We start from the raw sequence: 22,814 nt of genomic DNA on the forward strand, positions 1-22,814 counted from the left end.
TTAAAGTCGTTGACGGTTGACTGTTGACGGTTGACTGTCAGCAATCCCTTAATGTCTGATTTTCGATAAGCTAGTAGTTGCTTAACAAGCTTACTTACGGGCTAATGCGGAAAACGTAATTATTTCCCTGAAGTTCTGGATGGTAAGAGGTTTTGCTGAATAATTGGTTAGATTAACAACTATAAACAGCAAGCAACTATTAATACAGGATTAAGCAATTGAAAACTAATCTGACTTGTCCGGTGTGCGATCGCACCGATATTGAGAGTGATATTTGTCCTAATTGCGAAACTGACCTGGAGTCTGTGCGTATACTTATGGAACTACCAACAGAGCGCAGAGGTATTCCCATATTATTAGCAATAGCGATTGCTCTAGCCTGTTTATTTTTAGGGATTGTGTTGTCAGCATTATATCTTAAAAAAATCTAGTATTGACTAATTATCAGCAGAAACAAACCAAAGAATTTTCGATTAATTTGATGAATTACCACAAGCAATCGCTGATATCTAAGGATTATCTGAAAACGCTCATATAATTGGATTAACATTAATATTTTTTTAGATTATGATAAAAAGAAATGAGAATTTTAGATTAAGTAGCGAACAACGGGAGCATCTTTTACAAGAAATTAGCTCACTTTTAAAAGTAAAATTTAGGCTAAAAGAAACTCTCCGCGAACAACAACAGCAAACAAATGCAGAATCGGAAGAACTTTGTTTAGAATTAATAGAATTGTTTGATGCCTTAGAGTTTTTGCACAATTACATGAGCGAAAACCTAGAGTCTTTACATCCATCTGGACAGCATTTACTAGAATCTATTGCTAGCATTGAAAATCAACTTCTCAATATACTCCAAAAGCGAGAAGTTCAACTTATAGATTTTCAAGATGCTCAGCCAGATTTTCGTTATTGTAAAGTCGTTGACATAGAAGTCCGTAACGATTTAGAAAATCAGACGATTACAAAAATTATTCGCCGTGGATTTAGTATAGGTGATAAAATTTTACGACCTGTTGAGGTAATAGTCTCAAAAACTGAAGAATAACCATACTGGATGGATAACACAAATGAAATATTGGCGGGAAATTATCGCTGTCACTCAGCGCATTTTAATTGAACTATTGCGCCGCAGACGCAGCTTAATTTTTTGGAGTATTTTTCCGGTTTCAGTGTTAATTCTCAGCGGATTTATCTTAGCAGAACGGGCAAAATTACCGATAAATACTGCTTTTGAATATGCTGCACCCTCAACTTTAGTAGGCGCAGCAATGTTTTTTAGTTGTTTGGGTGGAAGTGTCGCCACTGTAGTTGCAGAAAGAGAACAGCAAACCCTCAAACGCTTGTTTCTTTCTCCCTTAAGTGGTATTTCCTATTTTTTGGGAATTTTTCTCGCTCATAGTTGCATTGCTCTCGGACAAACAGTTTTAATTTATGCTATTGCTGCATTTTGGGGAGCTACTTTTAAAGGCTCGATTTTGTTAGGATTGATAATTATCTTAATGACTATCATTGCTTATGTTGGCTTAGGTTTTATTTTAGGCACACAATTGGCTCGTCGCATTGAAGATGTCAACGCTTTAGTAGCCGCTTTTGGTGTGCCTTTATTAATTCTTGGCGGAGCATTTTTACCTGCTGCCCTTTTCCCTCCAACCTTAATTAATCTTGCTCAATATAACCCCATTTATCACATGAATGAAGCTTTTGTAGGAGTTGCCGCTAAAGGTGCAGGAATTAATGAAATTGCATCACATTTTGGATTTTTATTGGTTTTTGCTGTAGTCATGCTTGGATGTGGATGGCTATCTTATCGACGCATGTTAATAGTAGAAAGGAGATTGTAAAAGTAATGAAATTAACAAGAAAATGCTAATAGAATAAAAATAGGTCTATCAACTCATGAGCGAGGAACTTCAAAGAGCCGATAATGATTCGCCGTGGAAAGAAATCTTAGAAGCATACTTCCCCCAAGCAATGCAGTTTTTCTTTCCACAAACAGCAGCACTAATTAACTGGGAACGTCCTTACGAATTTTTGGATAAGGAATTTCAGCAAATCGCCCGCGAAGCCGAACTTGGTAGAAGATACGCAGATAAATTAGTCAAAGTCTGGCAAATTCAAGGAGATGAAATTTGGCTATTGATTCATGTCGAAATCCAAGCAAAATCGGAAGACAATTTTGCTCAAAGGATGTTTACTTACAACCTGCGAATTTTTGACAAATTTGCCAAACCAGCCATTAGCCTAGCAATTTTGTGCGATGCTGACTCGACTTGGCGACCAAATGAATATAGTTATAATTATCCTGATTGTGGTTTGCATTTTCGATTTGGCACTGTCAAACTGCTGGATTATCAAAATCGGTGGATAGAATTAGAGAGGAGCGATAATCCTTTTGCGACAGTAGTAATGGCACATTTAAAGACGCAGCAAACCAATAAACAGCCAGGAGAACGGAAAAATTGGAAATTTAGCTTAATTAGGCGATTGTACGAACAAGGCTTGCAAGAAAGGGATATCCGTAACCTTTATCGATTTATCGATTGGGTTATGATTTTACCAAAAGAGTTAGAAGCAGAATTTTGGCAAGAGTTTAAACAATTTGAGCAGGAACGTAGTATGAGTTACATTACCACAGGTGAACGCATTGGCTACGAGCGCGGAAAGGAAGAAGGAAAACAGGAAGGAAAACAGGAGGGTGAGCAAACACTTGTCATCAGACAACTACAAAAACGGGTGGGAGAGTTACCTCAAGAAGTTCAACAACGGATTCAAAGTCTTTCGCTAGAACAACTGGAAACATTAGGAGAGGCTTTATTAGATTTTAGTGCGATTGCTGATTTGCTCAACTGGCTACAAGCAAATCAAACATCGTTTTGACAAAAGTTTGATTATCACGCATACATCCCCAGCCATGTTTGCACATCTGTAATTTGCGCGAAAATAAAGGATGCATCATCAAGAAAATGCTAACCGTTGAAAATTTAAATAAATTCTATGGTAAAAGACAAGTCCTGCAAGATTTGAACTTACAGATTAAACCCGGAGAAGTTTATGGTTTAATCGGTGCAAATGGCTCAGGTAAAACAACTACAATTAATATTATTTGTCATCTCCTCAAAAGTGACAGTGGTGATATTAAAATCAATGCTCAACCAGTTTCAGAATCTACGAAAAAAATAATTGGTGTTGCACCACAAGAAAATATACTCTATAAAACTCTATCCTGTGAAGAAAATCTCCAGTTTTTTGCCAAACTTTATGGCTTAAACCGCAAAAAACGCCAGAAAATCATCACAGAAACTCTAGTAGCTGTAAACTTATTAGATAGAGCAAAACATCCGGTAGAAACTCTTAGTGGTGGGATGCAAAGACGGTTAAATATTGCAGTAGCTTTAGTACATCAGCCACAGCTAGTGATTCTTGATGAGCCTACAACTGGGTTAGATATTGAGGCGAGATATGAAATTTGGGAATTGATTCGTCAACTCAAAAATCAAGGAATTACAGTTTTACTCACGACTCATTTATTAGAGGAAGCTGAACGCCTTTGTCATCGCATTGGTATTTTAAAAAATGGTCAGATATTAGCTGAGGGTAGTTTAGCACAATTACAGAGATTAATTCCCGCCCAAGAAATCATATTAGTGCAAACTGAGTCTGAAGAACAAGCGATCGCCAGAGCCAAAGAATATGGTTTTACTCATAGGCGTTATGGTAGCGATTTAGCGTTTTGGTTACCAGAGCCTATGGAATTAAAGGAAATTATTGCCCGGTTTGAGGGCATAGGTATAAATTCAATCGCCCGTCAGCCTGTACGTTTAGAGCATATTTATCTGGAATTGATGCAGTACAATTAGCAATCTCGACTATTCCCAAAAACAGGATTTTTTAGACGATTTTTCTAGTTTATCGTCTTTAGCCGCCATTACTATCTTTGATTGCTACTCAACTTTAATAAGTCGCAACTCTCTGTCAAGATCCGCTTAAACACTAGCTAGCGAACACAGCAGTGATTTTTAACCAAATCAGAAATTTTTACATGATGAATTTTTATAATAAAGGTTTTTAACTAACAGTATACCTTTTTACAAAGCTATGCTTGAGTTTGTTCGTAATCTCTTATCATTATCTATGTAAATAAATCAAATTTAAAATAATTTTTTTATAAAGGTTGCATAAAGATGACAAATTGTGTAACATCTGTCTAAGTAAATTCGTCCGGGCAGAAAAAATAGATTAAGTTACATTTTTAACTATAATCTAAGTGAACTTGTCATGGCGAACAAAGATTGGCTGAAGTTATAAAGTGTTCATTAACCTCAAGCTGTTGATTCAACTGAATCAAAACGGCAATAGATTGTTGCATCTGTAGAAACGAGGAAAATTGGTGTTTAATGATAAATTTTGGGAAATTTGGCTGATATTACCAGTTATTCCTGAGTAACAAATTTAATTTTTGCAAAATCATCACAGCAGGGTGCTCTGAATCCCATCATCTCGACTGCTGGTGAATCACAACAGTGGTGATTCCATACAAAAAGTCGATCTGAAAACATTATTTATTCAAGGGAATTCAAAGCATGACTATTTTTAACGTGACTACAGCTGCTGATAGCGGCGTTGGTTCTTTGCGGAATGCGATCGCCTCTGCAAAAAACGGAGATACTATCAAATTTGCCCCTATCCTTGCCAATAAAGTGATTAAACTCACAAGTGGGCAAATTAATATTCAGAATAATCTGACAATTGATGGCGCAGGAGCAGCAAACTTAAAGATTAGTGGTAATAGCTCGACTAGAGTATTTCAAGTTGGAAGACATGTTGATGCGACGGTTCGTAACCTGACTATTGCTGATGGTCAGACCACTGAAAAAGGTGGTGGTATCCAAGTCGTTGACTATGGCAGTATAAAAGTTGAAAACTGTCGATTCACCAACAATCGTGGTGGGGTAGCGGGAGCCATCTATATTGGCTTTGGTGGTAAAGGTACGGTAAACAACAGCAGCTTTGACTACAACGATGGAACTTTAGCCAAGTCTGGACATAGCGGTGGAGCGATCGCCACCTATGGTTCCGGTGTCCTGAATGTCAAAGATTGCCAATTTACCAACAATAAGGGAGTCAATGGCGGAGCAATTTATACTTTACTAAGTGGTTTGACTGTAGAAAACTCAGTCTTCCGCAATAACAGTTCAGTAGGCGAAGGTGGCGGCGGAATATTTTGCGATGGCGCTAACCCAATCGGACCTGGTTCAACTGTCGGCGCTTTAATCACCATTCGTGGTAGTCGATTTGAAGGAAATCAAACCAAAGGCGAAGGCGGCGCGCTCTTTCTCTATGGTTACGGACAAGACAAGATTCTGTTGGAAAACAGTATCGTTGTTGGGAACAAAGCTAATTTGAGCGATAAAGGAATTGCTCGCGGGGGTGCGTTGCGAGGTAATGGCGCTCTGACAATTCGCAACGTCACCTTTGCCAATAACACAGCCGAGAAACAAGGCGGTGCTTTATGGTTAGATGGTGGCAACGAGAAGAATATCATCAATAGCACCTTTTCTGGGAATACGGTGATTAAAGATACTGGTGGGGCAATGTTTATCAATACCGACAAATCTGCCCCCGTCAATATTATTAATTCCACCATCGTCAATAACTCTGCTGGACGAGCTTGTGGAGCCGTTTGGATTGGTAGTCCGACAGCACCTGTAAAGCTCACCAACTCAATCGTGGCGAACAATACATCAGGTAGTCCCAGAGAAGCACAAGTTGGGTATCAATTACAGGATGGAGGGGGGAACATAGAATTTTCCGCTTCCTCACGCGCTGGCAGAGTTGTAGCGGGTAGTCGGATAGTCGATCCGCTTCTAGGTGCATTACAAACAATTGGTGGTGATTTAGTGCATCCTCTTTTAGCAGGTAGCCCCGCCATCAATAGTGGTAGGACAGGTAGTGGTATCCCGACAATTGACGCACGAGGGATGGAGCGAGATGGCAAACCAGATGTTGGCGCTTTCGAGATATCCTCTGTTCAGATATCAGGTGCTGCTGCTAACACAAGCATGTCTGGGCCAAATCTCATACGTGGTAGTAGAAATAACGACAGCATCACAGGCACTTCTAATAACAACATCATCATGGGCGGTGATGGTAACGACACCCTTAGAGGCGGTAATAGCGTCGATATGATGAACGGTGGTGAAGGGGACGATGTGTTGATCGGTGGTCAAGGAGCCGATTTCTTGTGTGGTGTAGGAGGTAAGGATCGCTTTGTCTATGAAAGGGTTTCAGACAAAGGCGATCAAATCAAATATTTTGAAGGTAGCAAAGATGTGATTGACCTGCGCAAAATTATTGATGGTGCTAACTTTGTTAGTTCTAATCCATTCCAGGCTTATATCAAAAAACAGCAGGTTGGTTCTAATACAGTTGTTAGCATTAACTCTAATGGTAACCTCACTCCTAATCAATTTCAGCCATTTTTGACAATTCAAAACTTCGCCAGCAGTAATCTGACTGAGAAAAATTTCCTGCTTTAGTTATCGGCTTGGAGTTAACACGGATTGTAGGGGCACGGCACCAAAAATCTTCTGGTATATACAATAATCTTACTGGTGCCGTGCCCCTACGACATATCGCATCCCAGCTTAGTGAACGGTTTTACCTCATACCTCATTTTCAAGTTAGCCCCTCATGGGAAAAACCCACAACCAAACATGAAAATCTCTCTTCTCTAACCCTGGTTCCCCTAGTCCCTAACCCCTATTTTTAAGCTAGACGTTCATGTAATAAATCACACAACGAGGGCAGGAAAATCATATTCTCTGCGTCTCCCTAGTCCCTAGACCCCATTTTCAAGCTACCTTGAACTAGTTCTTGTAATATAAGAATAAATAGAGAAAATAAAGTTGAGAGCATTCATTAACTTTCTTTTCAAAGTCATCAGCAAGGTGTCGTAAATACTCACAAGTTTCTCTGTGTGTAATCGGCAAATAGGGTACTGGTAATTCAGGTAGTATTTAACAGCCTACAGCAGGATATATATTTCCAGAATTTGATAGATAATTACAATTACTGCGCAGTAATTACCAGAAAAATTGGCAGCCTGATTGCTAACGGCTATGGCTACGCAATCAAGCAAAGAGAGTAGATCCGGCGGCCTTCTGTATGTTCCACAGAATTAAGCGATGCGTCGCTCTCACCTGATGGAGGTAAAATTATGTCTATCAAGTTCCGTACCCGCACTGAAGCTGGTAAGTTTTTAGCCCGAGAACTGACAGCCTATGCTGACTGTAAAGATTTGTTGGTTTTAGGTTTGCCTCGTGGTGGTGTACCAGTCGCATATGAAGTGGCAAAAGCGCTAGATGCACCATTAGATATTTGTTTAGTCAGAAAAATTGGCGTACCAGGTCATCAAGAATTAGCAATGGGTGCTATCACATCGGGAGGTATTCGCGTCTTGAATTCCGATGTCATCAGTTCGTTAGCTATCTCTAAGCAGACAATTAACCAAGTAACAGCTGATGAATCGCAGGAATTGCAGCGCCGCGATCGCGCTTATCGTGGTGATCGCCCGCCGTTAAATGTCACAAATCACACTATTATCTTAGTTGATGACGGTATTGCTACTGGCTCAACTATGCGTGCTGCTATTACTTTATTAAAACAGCAACAGCCCTACCGGATTGTTGTTGCAGTTCCAGTCGCACCCCCAGAAATTTGTGAACAACTCAGTGAACTCGTAGACGAGGTAGTGTGTCTAAAAATTCCAGAGCGGATGTATGCAGTAGGAGTCTGGTATGAAGATTTCTCCCAAACTACCGATGATGAAGTGCGCCATCTACTTGCTAAGCAGTCACAGCTAATCACTACTTTGGGGGTTGCTGAATCAGGAATTGTGACTGATACAAAGACGCACCATCAGCTGTTTGCAGCTGATGGTCTTAATTAGGGATTTGAGTGATTGCTTAGCTAGCAACAAACTTTAAAGCCACACCATTCATGCAGTAGCGCTTACCAGTAGGTGCAGGGCCGTCGTTAAAGACATGACCTAGATGTCCACCACAACGATGACAATGGACTTCAACCCTCGTCATAAAAAACGACTTATCTACCGTTGTGGCGATCGCACCTTCAATCGGGGCGTAAAAACTCGGCCAGCCTGTACCACTGTTGAATTTAGTGTCTGAGGTAAATAGCGGTAAATCACACCCAGCACATATATATGTTCCTTGACCATATTGCTTATCCAGAGGACTAGTACCAGCGCGTTCAGTGCCATGCTTCCGCAATACATGAAACTGTTCTGGTGTCAATGCTTTGCGCCATTCTTCTTCAGTTTTGGTGATTTCAAATTCATTTTTTGCAGCTGTCATAACTTCTGATTTCCTGGTGAAATATTGTGATAAAAATGCTGTTCCAAGTATTACTGTACTAGCTTCTAAAAAATATCGCCGAGTGTGGTGTGTCATTGAGCATTGGTCATTGGTCATTTGTCATTGGTCATTTGTCAGTTGTCTTCCTTGTCTCCCTTATGGGTGAAGATTTTTAACTTGGTAGCCATTATGAGCGATCGCGCTGAATTAGCCCTGATAGCAAGATGAAAATCCTCTAAGAATTATAGGACTTACGCAACTGGGACAAGAGATAAAGGTTAGGGTTGTCAACAGTCCATAGTCCAGAGTCAGTAGTGCAAAGTCCACATTTGAGACTTTTTTAACCAATGACCAATAACCAATGACAGCGTGAACTAGAATTCAAGCATACACACAGCTTTAGTTGTATATATATGTTATTAGAAACTGTATTATTAACAGCCAGTTTACCCGCCCCAAATGGCGTATTTACCGAACAAGCAAAGCAACCGTTATTACCAATTGTCAAAGTACAATTACCCAAAAAATCTGTTATGCCGAAAGCTGCTTTAGAAAGACTCTTAACTACCGAACCAGTACAAGCTGATTGGTTTAGTTCTGAGTTTTTGGCTCATGTGCCTATCTTCCAGATACAACAAATAATTTCTAGTTTAAAACAAGAACTCGGAGATTATCAGAAAGTAGAAGCGCAAGGAAAAAATTACATATCTGTGTTTGCGCGGGGTTCTGTGCCCACGCAAATTGCGCTGGATGCCAATGGTAAAATTGCCATGCTATTGTTTCAACCGCCTGTGCCTAAGTCCAAGAGTTTAGAGGAAGCGATCGCAGAATTTAAAACTTTACCGGGTCAGGTCAGCTTTCTAGTTCTCGAAGGCAAATCAGAACGAGCCGCATTGAATGCAAATACCCCTCTAGCTGTGGGTTCGGCGTTTAAATTGGCAGTTCTCCAAGCTCTGAAATCACAAATTGCTTCCGGTGAGCGATCGTGGGGGGATGTTTTTGAATTAAAATCAGAATGGAAAAGTCTACCGTTTGGGATTTTACAAACCTGGCCGGATGGCTCAGTTTTAACTTTGCAGACATTAGCTGCTTTGATGATTTCCCAAAGTGACAATACCGCCACCGATAGCTTAATCAATATCATTGGACGGCAGGCGATAGAATCTATTACACCTCGCAACGTTCCCTTACTCACTACCCGTGAGTTATTTGTGCTTAAAAGTGCTAAAAACCAAGAGTTACTAAAACCCTATCGCAATAGTAATTTACAGCAAAAACGCGAAATTTTACAATCCCTAGCTCAACAATCCTTACCTGACGTCAGTGAATTTACTGGAAAACCAGTAGCTTTAGATATTGAGTGGTTTTTTACTACTCAAGAACTTTGTACTTTGATGAAGCAAGTTGCTGATTTACCTTTAATGAGTATCAATCCTGGGGTTGTCAATGCTGAAGATTGGGAACGAGTAGCATTTAAAGGTGGATCGGAATCAGGGGTGCTAAATTTAACAACTTGGCTAAAAGCTAAGAATGGGAAGCAATATTGTGTTACTGCTACCTGGAATCATGATGCGCCTTTAGAACAATCTCGGTTTATGACACTCTATAGTAGTGCGATCGCAGGTTTAAAAGATTAGATGCTAAGGATTATATTCAAATTCACTGGTGGAACGGACATCAATCCAATCGCCTGCTGGGGTTTGTCCAACTTCGATATCCCAAAAGCTGATAGTGTAGAGAGTGCGATCGCTCTAAAAATTAGTTAACAAAACTCAGAATTCAAGAGTCACAATTTTATAGATATATTTGTCGGGGCGGGGTCTCCCCGCACTTTCCAACCGTCCATAACATGCAATGATTAAATCGGTATCAGTGTGGGCGGGTTTAAGGATTATAATCAAAATCACTTTCGATATAAATACCAGCTATATCTCCAGCATTTATTTCACCAACAATATATATACATTCCCGGTTCCAAAAGCTACATCTAATCATCTTGATATCAGAAATATTTTGTATTAAAAATTTATTTATTTTTTGATATCTGGGGTAAAATTCAGCAATTTCATCTTTGTCCCATATCCAAGATAAAGCTTCTGGATCAAATTTATGAAACCGAGCAATATCAAGCATTCCTGCTAGAGGTAAAGCAATTAACAATGCTTTTTCTTTAGAGTTAGCTATTCCTTGGACTAAATAATGATTGAATCGATAATCATAGCCACCACCATAATAACCATAAATACTAATCGGTGGTAATTGATTGATGATTTGCTGAAATTTATCTTTCAATTTAGCAGTACCATCATTCAATGATGGCTGCGTTGTTAAATCAGGTAAATCAGAGCATTTTATTTCGTCTTCTAATTTGGTTTCTCTGGCAACAGTTTGAGAAAAACAAAACCAATTATTTTCTTGGTTTTGTCCTAAGACAACATAAAATGAATACATAGGAATTCGACTAAATTTAAAAACCTCTATATTATGGAGGTTTTCTTGGATAGCATCAGCTAATTCCTCATATATCTTTGCCCTTTCATCAGCTAATTCAAGAGTGATAAAATCTTCATCCTCATCTTCATAATCACTTGGATCATCATCTGGATTTAAATAACCGCGACGTTCTAATGCTTGCCAATTTCTTACAGCAACATCAATATCCGTGAGAGTTATCCATCCTTCTTCACGCCCAAGATTGAGTAAACTAAACTCACCTTTTTCCTTGACATCCCAAATGAACGGGACTAGAGAGGAAGTTTCATTATTTGGTAGGCGGAATCTGAGGTTTTGCTCAGTCAGGATTTCCAGAGTACCTAAAATTCTTTCGGTTTCTAAGTTCATAGATGATTTACAAATTTGCGATCGCTACTACTTTGACAATTCGATTACTATCGTGAGTAAGTTGCTGGCGTAATTCTCTGGGAGTGGCGGGGTTATCTGCAACTGCATAGCGTTCCAGCCAAGACGCAGATTGTGCTGCTTGTGTCAAGACTTCAGGCGGAGTTAGGGGGTGGAGTAGACTTACCAAGCGCACAAAGGCGTTTTCGGAATTCGCATATTCTGCCAGTATGGTTGTGATGTCATCGCTGCTGGGGTTGTAGATGCGGCTGAGTGCGCGTAAAGTGGGACTAGTTTGGCGGGTAGTGGGTTGTATAACCAAATCGCGGAGGGTTTCTTTGATAGCAGCAGGGGTGTTGGGATGTTGAGCAACTGCGCGGCGAACTTCAACTTTTTCATCGCTTGCTAGTTGTACAAGAATTGTTTCATGTAGATCGGGATGAGAAGCAGTGACGACACGAACAGATGGGTCTTCATCTTCTGCCAATTGTTCTAAAATCTTTACAGGCAAGTTGGGATTCTTTGCAACCTTTGCACGAACATCTTTATTTAAATCCCTGGCTAAGATTTCGAGAATATTCACAGGAGTATGGGAATAACCAGCAATTACCTGACGCACGCTAACTTCTGTATGGTTAGCAAGTTGTATCCAAATCTCAGGAGTGATGTTGGGATGATTAACGATCGCACTACAAACATTAGGATTGGGATTTTCAGCTAGTCGGGTTAAAAATTCGCCACTCAGGCTTTGATTATGGGCTAAGTTAATTAACACTGACTCATTTGACATCGCCATTAGCCGTTCGATGATTGCTGGCGGAAGATTTGCTTGCGTAGCTATTCTCTCATAAACCTGTTGCAGGTTACTCTGCATTAGCAGTTCTAACAGGTTGGGGGGAAGTTCACGGCGAGCGCTAATTGCGTAACTGATTTGTTGGTAGTCTTGGTTATTGGGATCTGTAAATCTCAATAGCAGTCTTTCTAAGAGTTGGGTTGGAGTATCAGCACGGCGCGCGATCGCCCACAGAACGAGGCTATACTCATCAGTGATCAGTTGTTCCAAAACCGAGACAGGTGTATTCGGGTTTTCCGCAACATTAGAGCGAGTAATTGCATCACCCGTTTTGGCTAGATGTTCTAAAGCGCTGGCGGGAGTATTGCGATGTTTAGCCACCTTAGCCACATATTTATCGATTTCGCGGGGTTTTTGTCGAGCAATTCGAGCTAACAAACTAGCAGGAGTATGAGGATTTTCCGCAAAAGCATCATAGAACAGTTCTCTATATCTGTCAGCAATAACTTGATTAAGCCCTGCTAGCGCATGACGTGGTGCATCTGGAGGCGGTGATGTGTCAAATATCTCTAATATGTCAGGAGGTGTGTTGGGATTTCTCGCTACAGCAAATCTCACATCTGCATTTGCATCTTGTGCAAGTTGCTCTAATACAGAAGCAGGCGTATTGGGATTTTTAGCTACTTTAATTCTGACTTCTGCACTTGCATCTTGTGCAAGTTGCTCAAGGAGAGTTTGAGAACATTGGAGATTTTCTGCAACTGCTAATCTTACATCTTTATTTTCGTCTCTAGCAAGCCGTTCGAGAAGTACTACAGGAACCTCTTGTGGACGATAGCGATTTGTACTGCGATTACGCAATATATAAGCTAAATTCAAACGTACCTTATCGCTTACATCTTGAGTAAATTCTATCAACATATTTAAAGGTAGATTGGAATTACCCATGACAGCTTTACGCACATTTTCATCTGGATCTTTTGCTAGTTTTTTCAATACAGAAATCGGGGTTTTATTGCTTTGAACGGCTGTTATGCGAGCTTTTTGATCGCCTTTTTCTAGAACCTGCGCCAATGCATATGGACTATCAACACGACGCGCCATTAATTGATGAGCGTTGGTAATTTCTTGAGCTTCTTCTTTACCTAGCAATAATCGATAGCATTCTAAAACAGCTAAGCTGGGATTAGCAATAACTATGTCAAACATAGTTTCCTGACTATAAACTGTCTTCTCAACTTCTTCATCGAGAAATCGCATTAATAAATCAGTAGGAGTACTGGGATTTTCTGCCAACTTTCTCCATAAATACTCTTTGCGTTCATCTGCAATGCGTCTGAGAAGATATTCAGGTGTAGCGGGATTTCTGGCTAATTTATCGCGTAAATCATTGCTTGTTGCAATTAATTGTTGTAAATATTGATTGCGCTCGGCTTCAGGTAAGCTGGGATTAAGAGCTAGTGCCATACGCAGTTCCGCATCTTCTAAATAGCGTCCCAATTCGTCAGGATTTTTTTGGCATTCTTGCCACAACCGCTCTCTTAAATTTGCTGGTGTAGAGGGATTACCTAATAATGCTGCCACAACTTCTAGATTACTGCGATCGCTGTTGTACGAGCTATTCAATAAATGCAATAGACCATCTAGCAGCTGATAATTTGCTGCTGCTTTAGGATCGCTAGGTACTGATTTTCTGCCTGGGCGATCGCGTCTTTGGGCTGTATATCTACCTTCCCATTTAATTGATGATTTCTGCCTAGCTAAGTATGTTAGTGTTTGCCTCTCTGATTCATTCAGCGACTCGACTAAATCATCCCATTCTTTTAAGATAGAGTTGCGGAATTCTTCACCCTGTTGCAGCCAGAAAATAATTAATTCTGGTGACTGACGGTTATCGATAAATGTTTTGATCCGGTTAAGCAGCGATGGTGTCGCATCAGGGGCAATTTGCCGCAACATCTCCATCATAGTATTGAGCGAAGATGATGCACCTGCCAGCTTTTCTAAAATTGCCACAGGAGTTTGGGGATTGCTTGCTAATTCAATCCGAATATTTACATTTGAGCCTACTGCTAATTGTTGTAATAGCATATCTTGCAAGGCTTCAGGTGTTTGGGAATTTTGAGCAACAGCTAGCTGTATATATGGATTAGGATATTGTGTCAAATGTTGTAAAATTTCCACTGAAACTTGGGGATGTTTGGCAACATCAGCTAAAAATCTTGTCTCATCTTGAATCCATGTTTCTAAAGTTTTGATAATTGGTGAAGAATTACTTTTAGTAAGTATCTCGGCTCTCAATTCTTCTAAATTAACATTCGCGAACTCAGCTAAAATCCTAGTTGGTGTATTCGGTTGTTTCAAAAACAAATACCGCAGTTGAGAATTTTGCCAAATTGCTTTATCTGCTGCCTCTTCATTAAAAAATCTTTCTAAAATACTAGTTGGTAAATTTTGCCGTCTTTGCAAAAGTTGCTGCTGAGTGGGAAATAGTTGATGTAATATCTCTTCAGAAGCATTTCTATGATCTGCTACGATCGCTTGTATTGCTTTATCTTGATGTTGAGCCAGCACAGCCAACACAGGTGCAGGTGTCTCTGGGTTCTTCGCCACCGCTAACTGAATTTTGTACACCCCATCCCTAGCCAACTCTTTCAGCGTTTCTGCTGTCGCTGAGGGATTTTGCGCTACAGCCAAGCGAATCCAAGCCCAACGACTTTGTGATAACATCGCTAGCTGTTCTGCATCGGTATTCCAATCAGATGCAACAGTATGTTGTCCTTCTACCAGTTCAATTAATGATGGTGGACAACTAGGATTAAATTTTACCGCTAACCTAATAGGTAATTCTAAATCACCTGCCAACTGCTGTAATACTGCTAACGGTGTTTCTGGTGATTCTGCAACTTGCAATCGCGGTTCTAAAGTCGGTTCCAGCGCCAAGCGTTCTAGTAATTGTAAGCGATACTTTAACGGCATATGGGGATTACGCAACCCCGGAATCAGCCGTTCTGCTGGAACCCATTCGCTAAAAAAGCATGGTGGTACAGTTCCCAGTTTCAGCAATTCTACAGCGAGGCGATCATTTTGTCCTAGTTGCCGTTGTTGTAATATAACATCTATCGCTTGTTGCCAATTTTCTGTGATTTCTCCTCCCCAATTTACGTGTAAGCGGGCGGCTTCTGCTACCTGCTCATCAGGGTTATTAACTAGAACTTCTAGGAGCGATCGCGGTGTATCCGGAAAACTAGCGATCGCTAATTGCAATTCCACCGATTGCCCTAATAACTGCGCTGGTGTATCCAAAAATGCTTGTAAATTTGATAGGCTAACTGGTTGGAGAGGTTGCATCACCATAAAATCCAAGTTAATAGTACATTTATACTATAAAAATGGCTGTTGGTAAACTACAGTCAAAGTTTTTATGCCTAACTTCATAATTCCCACAACTGTCACATTGGCAACAGAATACGACTTTGCCATAGTAAAGTTGCAATTTGAAAATCAAGGCTGATTTTCTTGGGAGAAAATGGAAGAATGTAAAGGTTAACTGGCTCAGCAAAAGCTTCTCAATATAGTTGAAGGTACAGCTGTGATCGGAATAGTCATTGTTTCTCACAGTAAACAACTCGCCCTTGGTGTACAGGAACTAGCGGCGCAAATGGTTCAGGGTAAAGTCCCTCTGGCGATCGCAGCTGGGATTGACGATCCTGAAAATCCCTTGGGTACAGATCCCATACAGGTTTATGAGGCGATCGCTTCTATTTTTAGCGATGATGGTGTGCTGGTGTTAATGGATCTGGGTAGCGCTGTGATGAGTGCAGAAATGGCGCTGGATTTCCTCTCACCGGAACAAAAGGCCAAAGTCCATTTGTGTCCCGCACCTCTGGTTGAAGGTGCGATCGCATCTGTGGTAGCCGTCGCCGCAGGTCATAATATTCAGCAAGTTATGGCTGAAGCACAGTCATCTTTGGCAGCAAAATTCACCTTTTTAGGAATAGACACCAGCCCTGTATCAGTTGTCCCCATAACTCATGCTGAATTTCCCAGCAAAGAAATTCGTCTCACTGTCAACAATCGCTTGGGTTTACACGCCCGACCGGCGGCGCAATTTGTCACCACCGCCGCTCAATTTCAAGCGCAAATTAGGGTAAGAAATGTTACTAGAGGAACGGATGCCGTTAGGGGTGACAGCATTAACCAAGTCGCAACTTTAGGGGTACGTCAAGGACACGAATTAGCAATTACTGCCACTGGCGCTGATGCTGATGCAGCGTTAGCCGCCTTGGAAGTATTAATTAGCAATAACTTTGGCGAAGATGATGGTACTTTAGATTCACCAACAGTTGGCGAAGCAGAAGTTAGTCCAGCTACGGCTGGCGAACTTTCAGGAATACCAGCTTCCCCAGGAGTCGCGATCGCACCTCTAGTTCACTATCAATCGCCGACGGTTGCGGCTCCGGAATACCACGTAGAAGATGTAGAATCAGAGTGGCAACGGTTACAAACAGCAATTACCACCGCCCAACAGCAAATTCAGACTTTATTTTCCCAAGCCTCGATTCAAATAGGAGATACAGAAGCGGCGATTTTTGTCGCCCATCTGCTATTTTTAGAAGATCCGGTACTGTTAGAAGCGGCACGCGATCGCATTTATCAACATCATCTCAACGCTGAAGCCGCTTGGCAAACTGTTGTTGATGAAGTCGCTGCTAGCTACCACAGATTAGAAGATACTTACTTACAAGAACGAGTTGAGGATGTTGTGGATGTGGGACAGCGGGTACTGCGCTTGCTAACAGGCACATCAGGGAATTCCTTAGAACTAACTCAACCTGGTATTTTAGTAGCCAGTGACTTAACACCCTCAGACACCATTGGCTTAGATCCTAGTAAAGTTTTAGGTATTTGTACGACATCTGGTAGTGCCACATCTCACAGTGCAATAATTGCCCGGACATTAGGAATTCCCGCAGTTTTGGGCATAGATGAGGGGATATTGTATCTCGAAGATGGGACAATCATGGCACTCGATGGAGAGAGTGGCAAAGCTTGGGTACAACCACAAGCCGATATTTTGAGTATATTAGAAGCCAAACGTCAAGCATGGGAAACAGCTCAACAAGAAGCACTAGCCAAAGCACATCAACCAGCAATTACCCGCGATGGTAGACAAGTAAATGTATTTGCCAACATCGGTAGCATAGCTGATGTTCAAGTAGCCTTGGCTAGCGGTGCTGAAGGAGTAGGACTACTACGTACAGAGTTCCTGTATATAGGTAGGACAAGTGCTCCCACGGAAGAGGAGCAATTAGCAGTATACCAAGCGATCGCCCAAGTTTTAGATCAACAGCCATTAATTATTCGGACTTTAGATGTCGGTGGTGATAAACCACTGCCTTATATTAAAGGCATACCGGAAACTAACCCCTTCTTAGGCTGTCGGGGAATTCGCTTCTGTTTGGAACATCCCGATTTATTTAAAACACAGCTGCGGGCAATTTTGCGAGCCAGTACCGGACATAATATTAAAATTATGCTGCCGATGATTGCTACTGTGACTGAAGTAAGGGCAGCTAAAGTTATATTAAATGAAGTGCAACGGGAACTTAGCCAAGCCAATATTTCCTTTGATGCCAAAATCAAACTCGGCATCATGATCGAAGTACCGTCAGCCGTAGCGATCGCCGATCAATTAGCAACAGAGGTAGACTTTTTTAGTATTGGCACCAACGACTTAAGTCAGTATGTCATGGCAGGCGATCGCAATAATCCCCGCGTCGCCAATTTAACAGACGCATTGCATCCTGCTGTATTGCGGATGATTCAGCGAACAGTGAAAGCCGGTCATGAAGCGGGAATTTGGGTAGGATTATGTGGTGAACTGGCAGCAGATTCAGCAGCTACAGAGATTTTATTAGGATTGGGACTAGATGAATTAAGCGTCAATCCCCAAGCCATCCCCATATTAAAACAAGCGATCGCCCAGTCAAGTCTAAATCAAAGTCAGGCGATCGCCGCTTCCGCATTACAACTAGATTCCGCCGAACAAGTCAGACAACTCACCGCATAACTCCCACTCTGCGTCCTTCGCGTCCTCTGCGGTTTATTTTTTCTCACGCATACGACGGAGTCGTTCCCGCAGGGTAGACGCAAAGACGCAAAGAAAAACCCCCTTTCCCCTCTTCCCCGTTCCCCCCTTTCCCTACCATGTATACTTAATACCAGCGCTTCTCAACCCCGGCAATGACGAATATCAACCAACAACAGCGATTGGCACAACAGCGAGATAACCTTCAAGCCGAGTGGGATCTGAGAACTGAGAAGTTAAAGCGGTTGCGTCAGGCTTTAGCAATTGAGAATAGTCCTGATGTTCAGTTTAAGTTACAACAACAAATCCAAGCTGAGGAAACAGAACTCAAACGCTTGGAGCAGGAATTATATAAAATCGAGCAAGCTCTTTCTAAAACGAATTCAGGCAATCTTACCAACGTTCCAGAATTACCGCCGCACTTTTTACCCCGTGAACAAGAACTTGCACCCTTAAAACAGAAAGTATTATCACAAACAAAACAACCTGTGGCAATTACAGGGAAAAGTCGCCGCGTTGGTGTGCAAGGAATGGGCGGAATTGGTAAAACAGTCTTAGCTACAGCCTTAGCGCGGGATGAAGAAGTTAGAAAGGCGTTTCCTGATGGGGTATTTTGGATAACAGTTGGACAAACGCCCCAAATTTTAACTTGGCAATCTTATATTGCTTCGGCGTTGGGCGACTTGCAAGCGGCTTTTACTGAGGTGGGATTGGCGAAAGCGCGGTTACGGGAGTTGTTTGCCGAGAAAACTTGCTTGCTGATTTTGGATGATACTTGGTGTTTGGATGATGCGACGGCGTTTGATGTGTTGGGGGAACGCTGTCAAATGTTAATTACCACCCGTGATGCAGCGATAGTGACGGGATTGGGAGGGGAAGAATATCAGCTTGGGGTTTTAGGTGAACAACAGGCGTTAGCACTTTTGGCAGATTGGGTAAATCAACCTTTAGAGGAGTTACCGACAACAGCACAAGAGGTAGCAAAGCAATGTGGGTATTTGCCATTGGCGCTATCCCTCAATGGTGCAATGGTAAGGGATGGTACACCGTGGTCAGATTTGTTAGAAGCATTAAGGGAAGCTGATTTAGAGTTTTTTGAACATCCTCATGGCAGCATCTTGAAATCAATTAAGATTAGCATTGAAGCACTGCCAGAACAAGCAGCACAAAACTATTTGCAACTAGCAGTTTTCCCAGAAGATACACCTGTACCGGAAGCCGCTATTGTCAAAATTTGGACGTATAGCAACAGATTAACTGAACGTAATGCTCGTAAATTACTGACGACTCTAGCGCGCAAAGCCTTACTCCGCACTACAGGGGAAGCGCCTCAACGACAAATAGAACTGCATGACTTACAATACCTTTACTTGCGGGGTGCAGTGTCAAATTTACCAGCATTACACGCCCAGCTTTTAAACGCCTACAGCGAAAAATACCCCCAAGGTTGGCATAGTTTAGAAAATGACGGCTATATCTGGGAGAATTTAGCCTATCACTTGCTGGCTGGGGGAAGGGAAAGAGAATTAGAACAACTGCTGTGTGATTTTCGCTGGTTACAAGCGAAGTTGGAGAACATTAATATTAATGCTTTGATAGCAGATTATGATTTTTTGCCGGAGGATGAGAATTTACAGTTAATTCAAGGTGCATTGCAACTGTCGGCACATATTTTAAATCAAGATAAACAGCAATTGGCGGGGCAATTATTAGGGCGGTTGCTGGGTTTTGCAAGAGAAGAAATTCAGAGATTGTTAACCCAAGCGCACCAATGCAAAATTTGTGGCTTGCTTCCGCAAATAGCAAGTTTAACTCCTCCTGGCGGTCCCTTAGTACGTACCTTGGTAGGTCATAGTTCCTCAGTAAATGCGATCTCCCTGAGTGCTGATGGCTTATACGCGATTTCTGGTTCCGGTGACAACACCCTCAAAGTCTGGAATTGGCAAACTGGTGAACTACTGCGTACCCTAGTAGGTCATAGTTACCCGGTAAAAGCAGTCGCCCTCACAAGAGATGGTAAGTACGTGATTTCTGCTGCCGAGGACTACACCCTCAAAGTCTGGAATTGGCAAACTGGAGAACTACTGCGGACTCTAGTAGGTCATAGTTACTCAGTAAGAGCGATCGCCCTGAGTGCTGATGGCTTATACGCGATTTCTGGTTCCGATGACTACACCCTCAAAGTCTGGAATTGGCAAACTGGTGAACTACTGCGGACTCTAGTAGATCATAGTGACTCGGTAAGAGCGATCGCCCTGAGTGCTGATGGCTTATACGCGATTTCTGCTTCCCATGACAGCACCCTCAAAGTCTGGGATTGGCAAACCGGACAACAACTGCGTACCCTCGAAGGTCATAGTGACTCGGTAAATGCGATCGCCCTGAGTGCTGATGGCAAATACGCGATTTCTGGTTCCCATGACAGCACCCTCAAAGTCTGGAATTGGCAAACTGGAGAACTACTGCGGACTCTAGTAGGTCATAGTCGCGCGGTAAATGCGATCGCCCTGAGTGCAGATGGCAAATACGCGATTTCTGGTTCCCATGAGAGCACCCTCAAAGTCTGGAATTGGCAAACTGGAGAACTACTGCGGACTCTAGTAGGTCATAGTTACTTGGTAAGAGCGATCGCCCTGAGTGCAGATGGCAAATACGCGATTTCTGCTTCCGGTGACAGAACCCTCAAAGTCTGGGATTGGCAAACTGGAGAACAACTGCGTACCCTAGTAGGTCATAGTTACCCGGTAAAAGCAGTCGCCCTCACAAAAGATGGTAAGTACGTGATTTCTGCTGCCGATGACTACACCCTCAAAGTCTGGAATTGGCAAACCGGACAACAACTGCGGACTCTAGTAGGTCATAGTCGCGCGGTAAATGCGATCGCCCTGAGTGCAGATGACAAATACGCGATTTCTGCTTCCTCTGACAGCACCCTTAAAGTCTGGGATTGGCAAACCGGACAACAACTGCGTACCCTCGAAGGTCATAGTGACTCGGTAAATGCGATCGCCCTGAGTGCAGATGACAAATACGCGATTTCTGCTTCCCATGACAACACCCTCAAAGTCTGGGATTGGCAAACCGGACAACAACTGCGTACCCTCGAAGGTCATAGTAACTCGGTAAATGCGATCGCCCTGAGTGCTGATGGCTTATACGCGATTTCTGGTTCCGATGACTACACCCTCAAAGTCTGGAATTGGCAAACTGGTGAACTACTGCGGACTCTAGTAGGTCATAGTCGCGCGGTAAATGCGATCGCCCTGAGTGCTGATGGCTTATACGCGATTTCTGTTTCCCATGAGAGCACCCTCAAAGTCCGGAATTGGCAAACTGGTGAACTAATGCGGACTCTCAAAGATCATAGTGACGTGGTAAGAGCGATCGCCCTGAGTGCTGATGGCTTATACGCGATTTCTGGTTCCGATGACAGAATCCTCAAAGTCTGGAATTGGCAAACTGGGGAAGTAATTGCCAGTTTCACAGGGGAAAGTTCAATATATTGCTGTGCTATTGCATCTGACGGAGTAAAAGTTGTTGCTGGGGATGCATCAGGACGGGTGCATTTTTTGCGCTTGCATAGCACAAAAGAGTAATTCGTAATTCGTAATTCGTAATTCGTAATTAAGAAAGTCGGATATGGGTTGGTTTGCGGGGGTTGTATCGGTAGCCACTTGTGGAGAATGGGGATAATATCGAGTCGGGTTAGATAATTGTGATTGCCAGCCAAGAAATATCCAATTAAAAACATACCCAAATTGTAGTAGCACGGCATCCAAAGACTTTCGGTGAGACAAATATCTTATCCATGCTCTGCTACTACTGGGCGAATCATTTATTTTTTGGGATTCTCCAAGCAAAACACTGTGCTAATCTAGCAATTTACTCCCTTGGTTTCGTTCCACTGACGATGAATTTTGATAAATCACTCATCTGTCGTGATATCAGCACAATTGTTCATGCTCATTTCTATAGCTTTCAGCCTCAAAGCCGCAACGTTGAGGATAAAAGCCGCAATTTTCCGCATCAAAGCTGCAACGTTCAAGATAAAAGCCGCAATTTTCCGCATCAAAGCCGCAACGTTCAGGTTTAAAGGTTCAACCTTCAGCCTCAAAGCTGCAACGTTCAGGCTTAAAGGTGCAATGTTCAAGCTTAAGTAACCACGCAAAATTAATTACAGTCATTGCGAGCGAAGCGAAGCAATCCCAGCCCTTGCGATTGCTTCATTCCGCTGACGCTCCTTCGTCGCTAACGCTGCGCTAACGCTCCATTCGCAATGACATTGTGTAATTAATTTTGTTTAACTACTTAAAGGCTCAACCTTCAGCCTCAAAGGAGAATGCTGTTAGCGAATCAGGGGTGAGATCCCGCGCTGATCCCGAAATCCCGCCGTCACCTCCGGGTGCGGCTAATCGAACAAAGCCTACCTTCGTGGGCTAAGAAATTCAGCCCACGAAGGTGGGCTTTGTAGTGTTAGCCCCAGGCTTCCAGCCTGCGGGCGATATATCGGGTAAGCAAAGTAAGAATGTAAACATTATTAACCACACAATGTCAGCCGCGATCGCATCCAATAGTGAATAAGAAGTAGATCTATGTTCTGTCATTGCGAGGAGAAACGACGAAGCAATCCCAGTCTTTGCGATTGCTTCGTTCCTCTCTGCCAGACGCTGCACGAACGCAATGACATCTTAAATTTAATTATGTCTACCTACTTA

The 22,814-nt window shown here is 42.2% G+C and carries 15 protein-coding genes; 11 read left to right on the forward strand and 4 right to left on the reverse strand.

Features of this window, described 5'->3' with window-relative positions:
* Positions 1 to 218: 218 nt before the first annotated feature.
* The 7 genes from AACU32_RS33860 to AACU32_RS33890 all read left to right on the forward strand — a co-directional run bounded on the left by AACU32_RS33860 (position 219) and on the right by AACU32_RS33890 (position 7,953).
* The gene (locus tag AACU32_RS33860; RefSeq protein ID WP_339378509.1) at positions 219 to 431 is read left to right on the forward strand and encodes a hypothetical protein; all 213 of its coding nucleotides are present in this window, start codon (positions 219 to 221) and stop codon (positions 429 to 431) included.
* Between the two features lie 136 nt (positions 432 to 567).
* On the forward strand, positions 568 to 1,050 hold the full coding sequence (locus AACU32_RS33865) for a nucleotide exchange factor GrpE (protein ID WP_096606451.1): 483 nt from the start codon (positions 568 to 570) through the stop codon (positions 1,048 to 1,050).
* 22 nt (positions 1,051 to 1,072) lie between these two features.
* Positions 1,073 to 1,846 carry an ABC transporter permease gene (locus AACU32_RS33870; RefSeq protein ID WP_096606453.1) on the forward strand — a complete coding sequence of 258 codons (774 nt, stop codon included), beginning with the start codon at positions 1,073 to 1,075 and terminating at the stop codon, positions 1,844 to 1,846.
* Between the two features lie 55 nt (positions 1,847 to 1,901).
* Positions 1,902 to 2,882, forward strand: a complete 981-nt coding sequence (locus AACU32_RS33875) for a DUF4351 domain-containing protein (protein ID WP_096606455.1) — start codon at positions 1,902 to 1,904, stop codon at positions 2,880 to 2,882.
* A gap of 86 nt (positions 2,883 to 2,968) precedes the next feature.
* The gene (locus tag AACU32_RS33880; protein WP_096606457.1) at positions 2,969 to 3,862 is read left to right on the forward strand and encodes an ABC transporter ATP-binding protein; all 894 of its coding nucleotides are present in this window, start codon (positions 2,969 to 2,971) and stop codon (positions 3,860 to 3,862) included.
* 723 nt (positions 3,863 to 4,585) lie between these two features.
* Entirely contained in the window at positions 4,586 to 6,541 is a 1,956-nt protein-coding gene (locus AACU32_RS33885; RefSeq protein WP_096606459.1) for a choice-of-anchor Q domain-containing protein, read from the forward strand.
* 680 nt (positions 6,542 to 7,221) lie between these two features.
* Positions 7,222 to 7,953 (forward strand): phosphoribosyltransferase, encoded by a 732-nt coding sequence (locus AACU32_RS33890; protein ID WP_096606461.1) that lies wholly within the window; start codon positions 7,222 to 7,224, stop codon positions 7,951 to 7,953.
* Positions 7,954 to 7,969: 16 nt separating this feature from the next.
* Here the strand turns inward: AACU32_RS33890 and msrB are convergent, their stop codons facing one another.
* Complete coding sequence (gene msrB / locus AACU32_RS33895) at positions 7,970 to 8,494, reverse strand: peptide-methionine (R)-S-oxide reductase MsrB (protein WP_339378510.1); 525 nt, start codon at positions 8,492 to 8,494, stop codon at positions 7,970 to 7,972.
* 296 nt (positions 8,495 to 8,790) lie between these two features.
* On the opposite strand from msrB, the gene AACU32_RS33900 reads away from it, so the two are divergent.
* Complete coding sequence (locus AACU32_RS33900) at positions 8,791 to 10,014, forward strand: serine hydrolase (protein WP_096606465.1); 1,224 nt, start codon at positions 8,791 to 8,793, stop codon at positions 10,012 to 10,014.
* Positions 10,015 to 10,143, forward strand: a complete 129-nt coding sequence (locus AACU32_RS33905) for a hypothetical protein (RefSeq protein WP_339378511.1) — start codon at positions 10,015 to 10,017, stop codon at positions 10,141 to 10,143.
* A gap of 118 nt (positions 10,144 to 10,261) precedes the next feature.
* On the opposite strand, the gene AACU32_RS33910 is transcribed toward AACU32_RS33905, so the two are convergent.
* Together AACU32_RS33910 and AACU32_RS33915 are read right to left on the reverse strand one after the other, a co-directional pair.
* On the reverse strand, positions 10,262 to 11,218 hold the full coding sequence (locus tag AACU32_RS33910; protein WP_096606467.1) for a hypothetical protein: 957 nt from the start codon (positions 11,216 to 11,218) through the stop codon (positions 10,262 to 10,264).
* A gap of 7 nt (positions 11,219 to 11,225) precedes the next feature.
* Complete coding sequence (locus tag AACU32_RS33915) at positions 11,226 to 15,365, reverse strand: HEAT repeat domain-containing protein (protein ID WP_096606469.1); 4,140 nt, start codon at positions 15,363 to 15,365, stop codon at positions 11,226 to 11,228.
* A 235-nt stretch (positions 15,366 to 15,600) separates the two neighbouring features.
* Here AACU32_RS33915 and ptsP point away from each other — a divergent pair, with 235 nt between their 5' ends.
* On the forward strand, positions 15,601 to 18,081 hold the full coding sequence (ptsP, locus tag AACU32_RS33920) for a phosphoenolpyruvate--protein phosphotransferase (RefSeq protein ID WP_096606471.1): 2,481 nt from the start codon (positions 15,601 to 15,603) through the stop codon (positions 18,079 to 18,081).
* 173 nt (positions 18,082 to 18,254) lie between these two features.
* Positions 18,255 to 21,695, forward strand: coding sequence for an NB-ARC domain-containing protein (locus AACU32_RS33925; RefSeq protein WP_096606473.1), 3,441 nt, complete (start codon positions 18,255 to 18,257; stop codon positions 21,693 to 21,695).
* Positions 21,696 to 22,024: 329 nt separating this feature from the next.
* Here AACU32_RS33925 and AACU32_RS33930 read toward each other — a convergent pair whose 3' ends face one another.
* Complete coding sequence (locus AACU32_RS33930) at positions 22,025 to 22,267, reverse strand: hypothetical protein (RefSeq protein WP_339378512.1); 243 nt, start codon at positions 22,265 to 22,267, stop codon at positions 22,025 to 22,027.
* Positions 22,268 to 22,814 lie beyond the last annotated feature (547 nt).

The organism is Calothrix sp. NIES-2100, assembly GCF_963875285.1.
Lineage (GTDB): Bacteria > Cyanobacteriota > Cyanobacteriia > Cyanobacteriales > Nostocaceae > Aulosira.